This is a genomic window from uncultured Lentibacter sp., assembly GCF_937123735.1.
GTDB lineage: Bacteria > Pseudomonadota > Alphaproteobacteria > Rhodobacterales > Rhodobacteraceae > Lentibacter.
In genome coordinates, this window is the sequence record NZ_CAKZKL010000033.1 from 31859 (window position 1) to 46432 (window position 14574).

Here is a 14574-nt window from a genome sequence, read left to right on the forward strand (position 1 = left end):
CAGCCCGAGGACAGGGAGAGAGCCTATGACATTCATGAAATTTGCAACCGCCAGTGCGCTGGCGATGATGGTGGCTGGCGCGGCTGCGGCCAAGAGCGATATCACGCTGGCGATGCAGCTTGAGCCGCCGCATCTGGACCCGACGAGCGCCGCTGCGGGGGCGATTGACAGTGTTTTGTATTCCAACGTCTTTGAGGGGCTGACACGCTTTGCCTCGGATGGGTCGATCATCCCCGGGCTTGCGCAGAGCTGGGAGATTTCGGACGACGGGCTGACCTATACCTTTAAGCTGGCTGAGGGCGTGAGCTTTCATGACGGCACGAGCATGGACGCGGAGGATGTGAAATTCTCGCTCGACCGTGCGCGCGCCGAGGACAGCGCCAACGCGCAGAAGGCGCTGTTTGGCAGCATTGCCGAGGTGGAGGCTGTGGACGCCAGCACCGTGAAGATTACCTTGAGCGCGCCCAATGGTTCGCTGCTCTTTAACCTCGCTTGGGGCGATGCTGTGATTGTGGCGCCGGAGAGTATTGAAAACATCAAGCAGGCGCCTGTGGGCACGGGGGCGTTCAAATTCGCCAACTGGGTGCAGGGCGACAACATCACGCTGGAGCGCAACCCGGACTATTGGGGCACGCCAGCCAAGCTTGATAAGGTGACCTTCAAGTTTATCTCCGATCCGACGGCGGCCTTTGCTGCTGTGATGGCGGAGGATGTGGACGTGTTTGCGGGCTACCCTGCGCCTGAGAATGTGCCGCAGTTTGAGGCGGATGCGCGCTTTCAGGTGATTGTGGGCAACACCGAGGGCGAAACGATCCTCTCCACCAACAACAAGATGCCGCCGTTTGACAATGTGAAGGTGCGCGCCGCACTGGCCCATGCGATTGACCGTCAGGCGATTGTTGACGGGGCGATGTTTGGCCTTGGCACGCCGATTGGCACGCATTTTGCGCCGCATCATCCTGATTATGTCGATCTGACCGCCGAGAGCGCCTATGACCCCGAGAAGGCCAAGGCCTTGCTGGCGGAGGCGGGTTTTGGGGATGGTTTTACCACCACGCTCAAGCTGCCGCCGCCCTCCTATGCGCGCCGTGGCGGGGAGATTATTGCTGCGCAGCTCAGAGAGGTGGGTATTCAGACCGAGATCACCAATCTGGAGTGGGCGCAGTGGCTTGAAGAGGTGTTCAAAGGCAAAGATTATGGCCTGACCATTGTGAGCCATACCGAGCCTATGGACATCGGGATTTATGCGCGGCCGGATTACTACTTCCAGTATGATGATGCGGAGTTTCAGGCGATGAACACTGCGCTTGAGGCCGAGGCCGACGTGGCCAAGCGCAGCGCGCTGCTGGACAAGATGCAGCGCAAAATTGCGGGTGATTATGTGAACGGCTACCTCTTCCAGCTGGCCATTCCGACCATTGCCAAGGCGGGTGTGCGCGGGCTTTGGGAGAATGCGCCGACGCAGGCCAACGACATGACGGGCGTTTACTGGGCCGAATGAGCCACAAAGCCAGCGTCTGCGCGGTTTGCGGGCGCTGGATTTGGATATTTAGAGCAATAAGAAAGACAGGGTGAGGCGCGGATGAGCGGGCGGTGCGCATGCTGAGATTTGTGGCCAGACGCCTTGTCTCGTTGCTGGTCTCGCTGGCTGTGGCCTCTTGTGTGATCTTTGTCTTTGTCGAGGTCGTGCCGGGGGACCCGGCGGCCTATATGCTGGGCTTGAATGCGCAGGAGGACACGCTCAATGCCCTGCGCGAGCAGCTGGGGCTGAATGGCACGCTTTTGGAGCGCTATCTGAACTGGGTTGGCGGGATGCTGCGGGGGGATTTTGGCACCTCTTACACCTACCGCACGCCTGTGAGCGAGATGATCGGCGAGCGGATGTGGATTTCTCTGCCGCTGGCGATCTATGCGCTGACGCTTTCCACGCTGATTGCCTTTCCGGCCGGTATCTGGGCGGCGAGCCAGCGGGGCAGCCTTGTGGATGTGCTGGTGATGGGCTTCACGCAGCTGGGCGTGGCGATCCCGAATTTCTGGTTTGCGATGTTGATGGTTTTGCTTTTTGCGATCAACCTGCGCTGGTTTTCGGCTGGCGGTTTTGCAGGCTGGGAGGCGGGCTTTGGGCCGGCGCTGAAGAGCCTGACGCTGCCGGCGATTGCGCTGGCGCTGCCGCAGGCGAGTATTCTGGCGCGGGTGATGCGCAGCTCATTACTGGACACGCTGGGGGAGGATTATATCCGCACCGCAAGGGCCAAGGGGCTGAGCCGGCGGCAGGCCTTGTGGCGGCATGCGCTCAGGAATGCGCTTATTCCTGTGCTCACGATCATTGGCTTGCAGTTTTCCTTTCTCATGGCGGGGGCGATCATCATTGAGAATGTGTTTTACCTGCCTGGCCTTGGGCGGCTTGTCTTTCAGTCTATCGCGGCGCGCGATCTGATTGTGGTGGAGAGCGTGGTGATGCTCTTGGTCTTTGCTGTGATCGTGGTAAACTTTCTCGTGGATGTGGCCTATGCGCTTGTTGACCCGCGCTTGCGGGTGCGCGCGTGAGCCGCTCGCTTGTCATAGGGGCCGTGCTGAGCGCGGTGTTTGTGCTGGCTGCGCTCGTGAGCTTCGTTTGGACGCCTTATGACGTTTTGGGGCTCGACATTCCCAACAAGCTCAAGGAACCAAGCGCGGCGCATTGGTTGGGGACCGACCATTTCGGGCGCGATATTTTTTCCATGATCATGGTGGGCGCGCGCACCTCGATTGCTGTGGCGATTGTCGCGGTGGGGATCGGGATGCTCTTGGGTGTGCCGCTTGGCCTTGCGGCGGCGGCGCGCACCGGCACGCTCTTGGACGAGGTGATCATGCGGGGCAACGACCTTGTTTTTGCCTTTCCGAGCCTGCTCATTGCGATCATGATCACCGCGGTGTTTGGCGCGAGCGCTGTGAATGCGATCATTGCCATCGGGATTTTCAACATCCCGGTTTTTGCGCGGCTGGTGCGCGGCGCGGCGTTGAGCCTTTGGACACGCGATTATGTGCTGGCGGCGCGGGTTTCGGGGAAGGGGGCGGCGCGGATATCGCTGGAACATATTCTACCCAATGTGACCAACTTGCTGATTGTGCAGGGGACGATCCAGTTTTCGCTTGGCATTCTGGCCGAAGCGGGCCTGAGCTATGTGGGCCTTGGCGCGCAGCCGCCGACGCCGAGCTGGGGGCGAATGCTGGCGGAGAGCCAGACCATGTTCAGCTTCAAGCCGCATCTGGCGGTGTTTCCCGGCCTTGCGATTTTGCTCACGGTGTTGGGGCTGAACCTTTTGGGCGACGGCTTGCGCGACGCGCTGGACCCAAGGCTCAGGAGGGCGAAGCGATGAGCCTTCTGCGGGTTGAGAACCTCGATGTGAGCATTCACGGCACGCCTGTTTTGAAGGGGGTTTCGCTTGCGCTTGAAGCCGGGGAAATCCTTGGTGTGATTGGCGAGAGCGGGTCTGGCAAGTCGATGACGGCGCTGGCGATCTTGCAGCTTTTGCCCGAGGGGGCGCGGGCGGCGGGGCGTATCGCCTTGAGCGGGCACGACATGCTCGCGCTTGACGAGGCGGCGCTGTGTGGCTTGCGCGGCAACGAGGTTGGCATGGTGTTTCAGGAGCCGATGACGGCTTTGAACCCCATTCAGACCATTGGTGCGCAGGTGGCGGAGACCATCCGTATCCATGAAGATGTGAGCCGCAAGGAGGCGCTGGCGCGCGCGGCGCAGGCGCTGAGGCGCTGCGAGCTGCCGCAAGAGCGCTTTCCGCTGAGCCGCTATCCGCACGAGTTGAGCGGCGGGCAGCGGCAGCGGGTTGTCATCGCCATGGCGATTGCCTTGCAGCCGAAGCTATTGATTGCGGATGAGCCGACAACGGCGCTTGATGTGACGACGCAGGCGGAGATTTTGACGCTGCTCAAGCGGCTGGCGCGCGAAGATGGTATGGGGCTGATGCTGATCAGCCATGACCTTGCCGTTGTGGCCGATATGGCCGACCGGATCGTGATTATGCGGCAGGGAGAAGTGGTGGAGAGCGGGGCCTGCCCTGCGATATTTGGCCAGCTCACGCACCCCTACTCAAAAGCGCTTCTGGCGGCGTCTGACCATCAGCCGGAGCGCGCGGGGCATGTCTTTGAGGCGCCGCTTTTGCAGGTGAAAAACGTGGTGCGCGACTATGCCTTGCCGCGCGCCGGGCTGTTTGGCGGGGCGCGCAAGTTTCGCGCGGTGAAGGGTGTGAGCTTTGACATCCGCCGTGGCGAGAGCCTCGGGCTTGTGGGCGAAAGCGGCTGTGGCAAGAGCACGCTGACACGCGCCGTTCTGGGGCTGGAAGAGGTGCAGGGCGGAGAGATTTTGCTCGACGGTGCACCTGTGTTCAGCGGCAAGCGGCCCAACCGCGCGGTGCGGCGCAAGATGCATGTGGTGTTTCAGGACCCTTACGGCAGCTTTAACCCGCGCTGGAAAGTGGGGCGGCTGGTGGCGGAGCCGTTTCACCTTCTGGACGATGCCCCCGAGGGGCGCGCGGCGGCCATTGCGGAGGCGTTGGAGAAGGTCGGGCTTTCGGGCGAGGATGCGGAGAAATACATTCACGAGTTTTCCGGCGGGCAGCGGCAGCGGATTGCGATTGCGCGGGCGCTGATTATCAAGCCGGAGCTGATCATTCTGGATGAGGCGGTGTCTGCGCTGGATGTGAGCATTCGCGCGCAGATTTTAGATTTGCTGGCCGACCTCGGCACGCGCTTTGGGCTGACTTATTTGTTTATCAGCCACGATCTGAGCGTGGTGCGCAATGTGACCGACCGCTGCCTTGTGATGCAGGCGGGCGAGATTGTGGAAGAGGGGGCGACAGAGGATGTCTTTGAGCGGCCCCGGCACGATTATACCAAGCAGTTGATTGCCGCTGTGCCGCAGCTGCCGAGCAAATAGAGCGCGTGAGAGGAGCGAGATATGAGCCTTGAGGATTTGGGGTTTGACCCGAGCAAATGCCTGATTGGGGGCGCGTGGGTTGCGCCTGAAGCCGGGCAGACCCTGCCGCTGATGAACCCTTCGGATGGCGCACAGATTGGCGAGATTGCGCGCGGGCAGGCGGCGGATGTGGATGCGGCTGTAAGCGCGGCAAGGCGGGCCTTTGAGGGCGGCTGGGCACGCACCCCTGCGGCGGAGCGCGGGCGTATTCTCATGCGGCTTGGCCGGCTTGTGGAGGGGCGCGTGGAGGCGCTGGCGCGGCTAGAGGCGCTGGACGTGGGCAAGCCGCTCACACAGGCGCGGGCCGATGCGCTGGCGCTGGCGCGCTACTGCGCATTTTATGGCGGTGCGGCGGACAAGCTGATGGGCGAGACCATCCCCTATCTGGACGGCTACACCGTCTATACGCTGCGCGAGCCGCATGGGGTGACGGCGCATATTGTGCCTTGGAACTACCCTATGCAGATTATTGGCCGCTCTGTCGGGGCGGCTTTGGCGGCGGGGAACTGCTGTGTGCTCAAGCCCGCCGAAGACGCCTGCCTGACCGCGCTGGCCTTTGCCGACCTTGCCAAAGAGGCCGGGCTACCGGACGGGGTTTTGAACGTGGTCCCCGGGCTGGGCGCTGAGGCGGGGGCGGCGCTGGCGGGGCACGAGGGAGTGGACCACATTTCGTTTACCGGGTCGGTGGCGACGGGGGTGCGCATCCAGACGTTGGCCGCGCAGCATGTGAAGCCTGTGACGCTGGAGCTGGGCGGCAAGAGCCCGCAGCTTGTGTTTGAGGATGCGGACCTTGATGCGGCGCTGCCGTTTCTTGTCAATGCGGGCATCCAGAACGCGGGGCAGACCTGCTCTGCCTCCTCGCGTATTTTGGTGCAGCGGCGGGTTTACGGCGAGGTGGTGGCGCGGATGGCGGAGCGCTATGGGCAGTTGCGCGTGGGGCAGGCTCTGGCCGATCTGGACGTGGGGCCGCTGATTTCGGCCAAGCAGAAGGGGATTGTGAGCGGCTTTCTGGCTGAGGGGGCTGACCTTGAGTGCGTGGGCCAGGGTGTGCTCACCGATGCGCCAAAGAGCGGGAACTATGTTGCGCCCACGCTTTTTGCGGGAGTGCCGGCCAGCCACGCGCTGGCGCGCGACGAGATTTTCGGCCCGGTGCAGGTGATCATCCCGTTTGAGGACGAAGAAGAGGCTGTGGCAATAGCCAATGGCACGGAGTATGGGCTTGTCGCCTCGATCTGGAGCGAGAACGGCGCGCGGCAGATGCGGCTGGCCAAGGCCATCCGCGCGGGGCAGGTGTTTATCAACAATTACGGCGCGGGCGGTGGGGTTGAGCTGCCTTTTGGCGGTGTGGGCAAATCGGGCCACGGGCGCGAAAAGGGCTTTGAAGCGCTGTATGGCTTTAGCACGCTCAAGACCGTTGCGGCGCGCCACGGCTGAGGGGGATCGCATTTTGCGGTGCAAAATCCGATCCGCCTGTTGCGGGCGGTTTGGCACCATCCTCGCTTTGGGCTTTTCATTCAGCGGCAGTCGGGCCATGATTCCCGAGAGCGCCTGAGGTTGACGGAATGCGCCCCTTCGCGGGACGTGCTGTTGTGCGGGCCTCGCGCTTGTGGAGGTGTCAAAGAGGAGGGTGCTGAGATGCGGCTTGAGGGCAAGACAGCAATCATAACGGGCGGCGCGAGCGGCTTTGGTGCCGGGATCGCGCGCAAGTTTGCCGCCGAGGGCGCGCAGGTGATGATTGTTGATCTCAACCATGACGGGGCCATGGGCATGGCCGAAGAGCTTGGGGCCGGGGCTTTTGGCCATGTGGCGGATGTGAGCTCTGCCACGGCTGTGGCGCAGACCGTGCAGGTGGCGTTACAGGTGTTTGGGGAGGTGGATATTCTGGTGAACAACGCGGGGATCACCCATTTGCCCCAGGCCATGGAAGATGTGGACGAGGCGGAGTTTGACCGTGTTTTCGCGGTGAACTGCAAATCTGTTTACCTGTTTGCGCGGGCGCTGGCCCCTTTGATGAAGGCACGTCATCAGGGCGCGATTTTGAACCTTGCTTCGACGGCCGGGGTGAGCCCGCGCCCGCGGTTGAGCTGGTATAATGCGTCCAAAGGATGGATGAACACCGCCACCAAAGCCATGGCCGTTGAGCTGGCACCGCACGGGGTGCGGGTGAATGCGCTCAACCCTGTGGCGGGAGAGACGCCGCTATTGGCCAGCTTCATGGGTGAGGACACGCCCGAGATGCGCGCGAAGTTTCTGAGCACCATTCCCTTGGGGCGGTTTTCGACGCCGGAGGACCTGGGAAATGCGGCGGCATTTCTGTGCTCGGATGAAGCCAGTATGATCACGGGGGTCTGCATGGAAGTGGATGGCGGGCGCTGTATTTGATGTCGGATTTTCGCTGCGCGAAAATCCGATCCGGGTGGGGGCGCTGCCCCCTAGATTCAAAAGCCTTGGGGCTCTTGAATCATTCCCCAGGTTTTTTTCTGGGGGACCCATCCCCCAGACCCCAGTTTTGACTGGGGGACCAGTCCCCCAGACCCCCTGGGATATTTAGAGCAATAAGAAAGAGCCAGAAAGGCGTGAGGCATGCGTATTGATCTGATTTTGCTGTGTTTTGCTTATGTGTTGAGCCAGTTTTATCGGGCGTTTCTCGCGGTTTTGACCGAGGTGCTTGAGCGTGATGTGGGGGCGAGCCCGCAGGATCTTGCCATGGCTTCGGGGCTTTGGTTTCTGGCTTTTGCGGCGATGCAGGTGCCAGTGGGATGGGCTTTGGACAGAATCGGGCCGCGCCGAACGGCCTCTGTATTGTTGTTGGTGGGCGGCGGCGGGGGGGCGGCTGTGTTTGCCATGGCCACGGTGCCGGCGCATATTTCGCTGGCGATGTTGTTGATCGGGGTGGGGTGCTCGCCTGTCTTGATGGCGTCTTATTACATTTTTGCCCGCAGTTACTCGGCGGCCGTGTTTGCGACCTTGGCGGCACTTGTTCTGGGCATCGGCTCGGTGGGCAATCTGGCTTCGGCCTTGCCGACCACCCTGGCGGTGGAGGCTTTTGGATGGCGTGCCGTTGTTTGGGGCACGGCTTTTGTGAGCATGGCGACTGCGGTGGGGCTGTTTTTTGTGGTGCGCGACCCGGAGCGGGTGATTTCGGATGCGAAAGGGTCGCTGATGGATTTGCTCAAGATGCCGGCGCTTTGGCTGATTTTCCCGCTGATGGCGGTGCAATATGCGCCGGCGGCCGGGGCGCGGGGGCTCTGGATTGGCCCGTTTTTTCGCGATGTCTTTGGCGCGGGAGACGGGCTTGTGGGCAATGTGACCTTGCTCATGGGGGCGGCCATGATTGCGGGGACCTTTGCTTACGGGCCGCTGGACCGCCTGTTGGGCACGCGCAAATGGGTGATTTTTGCTGGCAATATGGTGAGTATGGCGGCTTGTTTCTGGCTTGGGTTTGTGAGTGTGCAGAGCCTTTGGCTGGCGGTGGGGTTGTTTGCGGCGATCGGCTTTTTCGGGGCGTCCTTTCCCATGATGATGGCGCATGGGCGGGCGTTTTTTCCGCCCCATCTTGTTGGCCGGGGGGTGACGCTGATGAACCTTTTTGCCATTGGCGGTGTGGGGATCATGCAGATGTTGACAGGGCGGCTTTATGCGCGGGTTGCTGACACGGCTGTGAGCCCGGCGGAGCCTTATCAGGCATTGTTTGTGTTTTATGGTGGGCTGGTGGCTTTGGGGCTGATTATTTATGTCTTTGCGCGCGACAGAACCGACTAGCTCTTTATTCTGCGCGCGCACTGCGCTATGGGGCAGCGTCCCGGACATAAGGAGTCTTCTGATGGGCTATAACGTTGTTGTTGTCGGTGCCACTGGGAATGTGGGCCGTGAAATGTTGAACATCCTTGCGGAGCGCCATTTTCCTGTGGAGAAGGTGGCTGTGCTGGCGAGCCGAAAATCGCTTGGCACGGAAGTCAGCTTTGGCGACAAGACGCTCACGACGGAAGACCTTGATACATTTGATTTCACGGGGTGGGACATGGCCTTGTTTGCTGTGGGCTCGGAGGCGACGAAGACATATGCGCCGCGTGCGGCCAAGGCGGGCTGTGTGGTGATCGATAACTCATCGCTGTATCGCTATGACCCTGAGATTCCGCTGATTGTGCCGGAGGTGAACCCTGAGGCGGTCCATGATTATGCCAAGAAGAACATCATCGCGAACCCGAACTGCTCGACCGCGCAGATGGTTGTGGCGCTCAAGCCCTTGCATGACCGTGCGCGCATCAAGCGGGTGGTGGTGAGCACCTACCAGTCTGTCTCCGGCGCGGGCAAGGAGGGGATTGACGAGCTGTGGGACCAGACCAAGAGCATCTACAACCCGACGGATGACAAGCCTGCGAAGAAGTTTACCAAGCAGATCGCTTTCAATGTGATTCCGCATATTGACGTGTTCATGGAAGACGGCAGCACCAAGGAAGAATGGAAGATGGTCGCCGAGACCAAGAAAATTGTCGACACCAAGATCAAGGTGACGGCGACTTGCGTGCGCGTGCCTGTTTTTGTGGGCCACTCGGAAGCGATCAACATCGAGTTTGAGGACTTTCTGGACGAGGACGAGGCGCGCGATATTTTGCGCGAGGCGCCCGGGATCATGGTGATCGACAAGCGCGAGGACGGCGGCTATGTGAGCCCGATTGAATGTGTGGGCGATTTCGCCACCTTTATCAGCCGCATCCGTCAGGACAGCACGGTGGAGAATGGGCTGAACCTGTGGTGCGTGAGCGACAACCTGCGCAAGGGCGCGGCGCTCAATGCGGTGCAGATTGCCGAGCTTCTGGGCCGTGAGGTTCTGAAAAAGGGCTGAAGGCGCTTTTGCCGCGAGATTTGGAGGGCTGGCCGAGGGGCCGGCCCTTTTTGTTCGTGAGCTGGTTTCGAACGCTGCGCGTCCGACCCATTGGGGGCGCTGCCCCCAGACGCAGGTTTAACTGGGGGCGCTGCCCCCAGACCCCCGAGGTATTTTTGACCAGAAGAAGACGGGCGGGAATCGGCGGAGGATTGCCCAGTGCCTGCGCTGTGCTTTGGGAGCGGGCTTGCGCCCTGGGGGTGCATGGCATTTGATGGTTTTTGTCATTTTAGGAGGTTGTCATGCGCGCCACGGTTGTTGTTCTTTCGCTTTTTCCTTCGGTTCTGGTGGCCGATATCATCCCGCTTACGAGCGAGGTTTCGGCGGTGACGCTCTATCCGCAGGGGGCGCATATCGTGCGGGAAGTTCCGTTTGAAATGCCTGCGGGGCGGCATGAGTTTGTTCTTAAAAATTTGCCGGCCTCCATAGATTTGTCGCGCGTGAGTGTTGAGATGACGGGGGCAATGTTGGGCGCCGTCACGGGGCGGGTGGAGCTTGTGCCGCCGCAGGACGATCAGGTGAGCGCGCAGATTGCTGCCGCCAAAGCCGAGGTCGAGCGGCTGGAAGAGCAATTGCGCCGAGGGGACGCGGATGTGGACCGCCAGCGCCTTGCGGTGGAGGCCTCTGCCGCGCAGGTTGCGTTTTTGCGCGGCCTTGGGGGTGCAGAGCAGACTGTTGGCATGGAGGCCGCGGCGCTGCGTGAGCTGGCGCAGATGATCGGGGACGAGGTGTTGGCCGCGCGGCAGGCGGGCCATGCGGCCGAGCTGGCTGCGGCGGCGGCGGACCGTGCGTTGGAGGGCTTGCGCGCGCAATTGGAGGCGGCACGCCGGGCGCTGGCCGCTTTGCAAACCGAGGACAAGGGCGTGGTGCAGCTGAGCATTACCGCATCTTCGCAGGTGGCGAGCGAAGGGGTGATCACCCTGTCTTATCTGCATCAGGATGCGGGCTGGACGCCCACCTATGACATGCGCCTGGACAAGATGGCCGGGCGGCTTGGTATCACCCGGGGCGCCACGATCTGGCAAGGCACGGGCGAGGATTGGGAGGCTGTGGCGCTGACGCTTTCCACGGTGCGCCCGAGCGCGCAGATTGCGCCGCATGACGTTTTGGGCTGGCCGCGCTTTGTGGTTGATCCGCAGATGCCCCAACCCCTTCAGAGCGCGCCGCTTGAGATGAGCAGCCTGGCGCGGCAGGGCAGGATGGCCGATACTGGCCGTGTGGTGGCCGAGGCTGAGCCCCATCATGGCGGTCTGGCTGTGAGCTACAGCTATCCTGAGCCTGTGCGGCTGGCCAACCGTGCCGACAGTTTACAGATCGCGTTGGGGACAGGGGAGACGCCGGCAGAGGTGCTGGCCTGGGCGGCGCCACTTTATGACGACACGGGCTTTATGATGGCCAGTATCATCAATGACACGGGGGAGATTTTGCTGCCGACGCCGTTCATGCGGCTCTATCTGGACGGGCGCTATATGGGCCAGAGCCGGTTGCGCGCGCCGATTCCTGTGGGGGCAGAGGCGGATCTTCCGTTCGGAGCGATCGAAGGGCTGCGCCTCGCGCGCACTGTGACGCGCAACGAGGGCGAACGCGGGGTGATCAGCCGCTCGACCGAGCTGAGCGAGGAGGTGAAGATCGAGGTGGAGAACCTGACGGGCGAGCTCTGGCCTGTGATGCTGTTTGACCGTGTGCCTTATTCGGAGCAGGAGGAGCTCGACATCACCTGGAGCGCCAGCCCGCGCCCAAACGCGGCAGATTTTGACGACAGACAGGGGGTTTTGAACTGGAGCTTTGATTTGAAACCCGGTGCGAAACAGGCGGTGACGCTGGGCTATGAGCTTGCTTGGCCTGAAGGCAAGATTTTGCAGTGAGAGGGATCGGATTTTCGCTCTGCGAAAATCCGATAGTTGCGGGGGACTGGTCCCCCAGACGCAGGTTGAACTGGGGGCCAGCCCCCAGACCCCCCGAGCTCTTTGCGAAGCAAAGGTGATGACCGATAGAGCGCACTTGCTGCGCGGAATCGGTGGGATATTTTTGGCAATAAGAAAGACAGGGCGGGTCTTGGAAAGGGGTGGGGTGCGCTGGGTTAGAAGCGTTCGGCGCGCAGGACTTCGCAATCGGTGATGTTGACCACGCCGATGTGTTTTTCGACCACTTTGAAGGCGGCGGTGAGCAGGGCATCAAGGCGCTCTTCGCGCACGATGCAGATGAATTGCACCATACCCTCGGCGCGGCCCACCTGACCTGTGCGGTCCCAGAGGCCGGAGCGGCCCGAGCCACCATAGACCGGCAAGATGGTGAAGCCGTGCACATCGGCTTTCATCAGGGCGTCAGAGAGCCGGGACTGCATGATCTTTTCGATGGTGATTTCGACGCGTTTGGCTTTGTGGGTTTGCATGGATCAGGCTCCGAAAACGAAACTGGCGACCGCGAGATAGAGCGGGATGCCGAGCACGAGGTTGAACGGGAAGGTGACGCCGAGCGAGAGCGTGAGGTAGATGCTCGGGTTGGCCTCGGGCAGGGCGACGCGCATGGCTGCGGGCACGGCGATGTAGCTGGCCGAGGCCGAGAGGGTCATGAGCAGCACCGTGCCGCCAAGGCTGAGGCCAAGGACGAGGCCGGCGAGGAGGCCGAAGGCTGCGCCGATGGGGGGCATGAGCACGCCGAAGGCGATGGAGCCTGCGCCCAGAAGCTTGCCGCCCTTGGCGAGGCCACGCCCTGCGACGAGGCCCATATCCAGCAGGAAGAGGCAGAGCACGCCTTTGAAAGGCGCAACCACGAAGCTGCTGATTTCAGCCAAGCCCTCTTCGCCGGTGATCATGCCGATGAAGAAGGCGCCAACGAGCAGCACGATGGAGCCGTTGAGCAGGATTTCGCGCCAGAGGCTTGCATCCATGCGCCCGCTTTCGCCGCGTGAGATGAGCCAGAGGGCGGAGAGGATGGCGGGGGCCTCCATCGCGGCGGCAACGGCGACCATATAGCCTTCGGCGGCAATGCCGCTGCTTTCCAGAACCGAGGTGGCGGCCACAAATGTGACGATCGAGATCGAGCCGTAGTGGCCCGCGACGGCGGCGGCGTTGAGCCGATCAAGCCCGGAGAGGGCGCGCAGAAGCGCAAAGGCGATCAGCGGCAGCAAGGCCGAGAGGATCACCCCGGCGACAAGGCTGAGGCCAAGGGTGAGATCAACCCCGTGGGCCGCAACGCTGACGCCGCCTTTGAAGCCGATGGCGAAGAGCAGGTAGATCGAGAGCGCCTTGGCGGCGGCTTCGGGCACCGAAAGATCGGAGCGGGCCAGCGCCGCACTCACCCCGAGGGCAAAGCACAACACGATGGGGGAAAGCAGGTTGTTGGCTGCCAAAGTCAGAATTTCGCCCATGGTGTTCCTCGTTGTGCGCGCAAATTTCACCCTAAATAAGCGAAAATGCCGCTCAGGAAAGCCCTTTGTTGGCGCGTTTTGCCGCTGGGGGGCTCAGATTTTGCGGAAACCGTCGTCTTTGAAGATGAATTCCTCGATCGAGCCTTCGCCGATATCGTGCCAGAGACCGTGGATGGACATTTTGCCGTTGTCAACATCGGCTGCCACGAAGGGGAATGTCTTGAGGTTTTTGAGCGAGATCAGCACCGCCTCTTTTTCAAGCGCCGTGGTTTGCTCCGCTTCGGGGAGATGTTTGACGCGCTCATAGCCCGGGCGCAGGATGTCCATCCAGCGGCCCACGAAGGATTCGCGCTTTTCAAGTTCGGGGGCGCGGCCTGTGCACATATCCAGGCAGCCGGCCACACCGCCGCAGTGGGAATGGCCCATGACGATGATATGGGCGACTTTGAGCACCGTGACCGCATATTCGATGGCTGCGGATGTGCCGTGTTGTGCGCCATCCGGAGTATAGGGCGGCACGAGATTGGCGATGTTGCGGTGCAAGAAGAACTCGCCCTGCTCGGCCCCGAAGATCGAGGTGGCGTGCACACGGCTGTCACAACAGGAAATGAGCATGGCGCGCGGGTGTTGGCCGTCATCGGCGAGGCGGCGATACCAGCTTTCATTTTCTGTAAAGGTTGTTGCCTTCCAGCCATGAAAGCGCTGGACGAGATAGTGCGGCAGGGGTTTCGTGGTGTGCATGGCAGCGCTGTCCCTTGCTGTTTGGTCTGAGCTGTCTTTCTGAATAGTCGGCATTGTCAAAGAATTCGAGAGAAAAGGCGCTTGGCGATAAACCATTTGCGAGGGATTGCCTGCCATAGTCATCCGTGCCGTGGGGCAAGAACCAAAGGGTGAGACCATGAAACAGGTGACGATGCTTGCGATGAGTGAGGCCGTTGAGCTGGATGTTGACAAGCTTGACGCGCTTTACGAGGCGCTTGGGGATGTGGCGGCGGAGGATGTCGTTTGCCGCGCAATGGAAGAGCTGGCGGTAAAGCTGGCGCAGGTGGACAGGCTGTATCGCAGCCACCAGATCGAGGAGATGTATAAGGCGGTGCGCTCTATGGGGGCAATTGCCGACCAGATTGGCATGGTGCTCCTCGCGCAGGTTTCGCGCGATGTTGTGGCCTGTGTCGACGCTGCGGACAGCACGGCGCTGGCGGCTGTTGTGCAGCGGTTGATGCGCAGCGGTGAAGGCTCTCTCACGCAAATCTGGCGCGCTCAGGACCTTTCGATCTGAGCGCTGCAAAAGGCGTTCGCGCTTGGGCGTGAGTTGCTCTAGGCTGGCGCAAACACCAGCCAGAGGAT

Annotated in this window: 13 protein-coding genes; 10 read left to right on the top strand and 3 right to left on the bottom strand. The window is 61.6% G+C overall.

Annotated features, from left to right (window positions below; genetic code table 11):
* The first annotated feature begins 25 nt into the window (after nt 1–25).
* The 9 genes from Q0478_RS10775 (at nt 26) to Q0478_RS10815 (ending at nt 11722) form a co-directional block, all read left to right on the top strand.
* Nucleotides 26–1501 carry an ABC transporter substrate-binding protein gene (locus Q0478_RS10775; protein ID WP_298679114.1) on the top strand — a complete coding sequence of 492 codons (1476 nt, stop codon included), beginning with the start codon at nt 26–28 and terminating at the stop codon, nt 1499–1501.
* A 98-nt stretch (nt 1502–1599) separates the two neighbouring features.
* A complete protein-coding gene (locus Q0478_RS10780) occupies nt 1600–2547 on the top strand; it encodes an ABC transporter permease (RefSeq protein ID WP_298679115.1) in 948 nt (315 codons plus the stop codon).
* Nucleotides 2544–3359, top strand: coding sequence for an ABC transporter permease (locus Q0478_RS10785; protein WP_298679117.1), 816 nt, complete (start codon nt 2544–2546; stop codon nt 3357–3359). The genes Q0478_RS10780 and Q0478_RS10785 overlap by 4 nt, the downstream gene beginning before the upstream one ends.
* Nucleotides 3356–4933 (top strand): ABC transporter ATP-binding protein, encoded by a 1578-nt coding sequence (locus Q0478_RS10790; protein WP_298679119.1) that lies wholly within the window; start codon nt 3356–3358, stop codon nt 4931–4933. Before Q0478_RS10785 ends, Q0478_RS10790 begins: the two co-directional genes overlap by 4 nt.
* Nucleotides 4934–4954: 21 nt before the next feature.
* Nucleotides 4955–6406: an aldehyde dehydrogenase family protein gene (locus Q0478_RS10795; protein ID WP_298679121.1), complete on the top strand. Its 1452-nt coding sequence runs from the start codon at nt 4955–4957 to the stop codon at nt 6404–6406.
* Between the two features lie 201 nt (nt 6407–6607).
* The gene (locus tag Q0478_RS10800; protein WP_298679123.1) at nt 6608–7354 is read left to right on the top strand and encodes an SDR family oxidoreductase; all 747 of its coding nucleotides are present in this window, start codon (nt 6608–6610) and stop codon (nt 7352–7354) included.
* Between the two features lie 201 nt (nt 7355–7555).
* Nucleotides 7556–8734 carry an MFS transporter gene (locus Q0478_RS10805; protein ID WP_298679125.1) on the top strand — a complete coding sequence of 393 codons (1179 nt, stop codon included), beginning with the start codon at nt 7556–7558 and terminating at the stop codon, nt 8732–8734.
* A 61-nt stretch (nt 8735–8795) separates the two neighbouring features.
* The gene (locus tag Q0478_RS10810) at nt 8796–9818 is read left to right on the top strand and encodes an aspartate-semialdehyde dehydrogenase (RefSeq protein WP_298679127.1); all 1023 of its coding nucleotides are present in this window, start codon (nt 8796–8798) and stop codon (nt 9816–9818) included.
* Between the two features lie 281 nt (nt 9819–10099).
* Complete coding sequence (locus Q0478_RS10815; RefSeq protein WP_298679129.1) at nt 10100–11722, top strand: DUF4139 domain-containing protein; 1623 nt, start codon at nt 10100–10102, stop codon at nt 11720–11722.
* A gap of 215 nt (nt 11723–11937) precedes the next feature.
* Here Q0478_RS10815 and Q0478_RS10820 read toward each other — a convergent pair whose 3' ends face one another.
* The 3 genes from Q0478_RS10820 to Q0478_RS10830 all read right to left on the bottom strand — a co-directional run bounded on the left by Q0478_RS10820 (nt 11938) and on the right by Q0478_RS10830 (nt 13968).
* Nucleotides 11938–12249 (bottom strand): transcriptional regulator, encoded by a 312-nt coding sequence (locus tag Q0478_RS10820; RefSeq protein WP_298679131.1) that lies wholly within the window; start codon nt 12247–12249, stop codon nt 11938–11940.
* A 3-nt stretch (nt 12250–12252) separates the two neighbouring features.
* Complete coding sequence (locus Q0478_RS10825) at nt 12253–13227, bottom strand: sodium-dependent bicarbonate transport family permease (protein ID WP_298679133.1); 975 nt, start codon at nt 13225–13227, stop codon at nt 12253–12255.
* A gap of 93 nt (nt 13228–13320) precedes the next feature.
* Nucleotides 13321–13968: a carbonic anhydrase gene (locus tag Q0478_RS10830; protein ID WP_298679135.1), complete on the bottom strand. Its 648-nt coding sequence runs from the start codon at nt 13966–13968 to the stop codon at nt 13321–13323.
* A gap of 157 nt (nt 13969–14125) precedes the next feature.
* Between Q0478_RS10830 and Q0478_RS10835 the strand changes: the two genes are divergently transcribed.
* Complete coding sequence (locus Q0478_RS10835; RefSeq protein ID WP_298679137.1) at nt 14126–14506, top strand: hypothetical protein; 381 nt, start codon at nt 14126–14128, stop codon at nt 14504–14506.
* Nucleotides 14507–14574 lie beyond the last annotated feature (68 nt).

What these genes read in the sequence shown, in the direction of transcription:
- Q0478_RS10775 (WP_298679114.1), top strand. Translation starts at nt 26, where the DNA reads ATGACATTCATGAAATTTGCAACCGCCAGTGCGCTGGCGATGATGGTG.
- Q0478_RS10780 (WP_298679115.1), top strand. Translation starts at nt 1,600, where the DNA reads ATGCTGAGATTTGTGGCCAGACGCCTTGTCTCGTTGCTGGTCTCGCTG.
- Q0478_RS10790 (WP_298679119.1), top strand. Translation starts at nt 3,356, where the DNA reads ATGAGCCTTCTGCGGGTTGAGAACCTCGATGTGAGCATTCACGGCACG.
- Q0478_RS10795 (WP_298679121.1), top strand. Translation starts at nt 4,955, where the DNA reads ATGAGCCTTGAGGATTTGGGGTTTGACCCGAGCAAATGCCTGATTGGG.
- Q0478_RS10800 (WP_298679123.1), top strand. Translation starts at nt 6,608, where the DNA reads ATGCGGCTTGAGGGCAAGACAGCAATCATAACGGGCGGCGCGAGCGGC.
- Q0478_RS10805 (WP_298679125.1), top strand. Translation starts at nt 7,556, where the DNA reads ATGCGTATTGATCTGATTTTGCTGTGTTTTGCTTATGTGTTGAGCCAG.
- Q0478_RS10810 (WP_298679127.1), top strand. Translation starts at nt 8,796, where the DNA reads ATGGGCTATAACGTTGTTGTTGTCGGTGCCACTGGGAATGTGGGCCGT.
- Q0478_RS10815 (WP_298679129.1), top strand. Translation starts at nt 10,100, where the DNA reads ATGCGCGCCACGGTTGTTGTTCTTTCGCTTTTTCCTTCGGTTCTGGTG.
- Q0478_RS10820 (WP_298679131.1), bottom strand. Translation starts at nt 12,249, where the DNA reads ATGCAAACCCACAAAGCCAAACGCGTCGAAATCACCATCGAAAAGATC.
- Q0478_RS10825 (WP_298679133.1), bottom strand. Translation starts at nt 13,227, where the DNA reads ATGGGCGAAATTCTGACTTTGGCAGCCAACAACCTGCTTTCCCCCATC.
- Q0478_RS10830 (WP_298679135.1), bottom strand. Translation starts at nt 13,968, where the DNA reads ATGCACACCACGAAACCCCTGCCGCACTATCTCGTCCAGCGCTTTCAT.
- Q0478_RS10835 (WP_298679137.1), top strand. Translation starts at nt 14,126, where the DNA reads ATGAAACAGGTGACGATGCTTGCGATGAGTGAGGCCGTTGAGCTGGAT.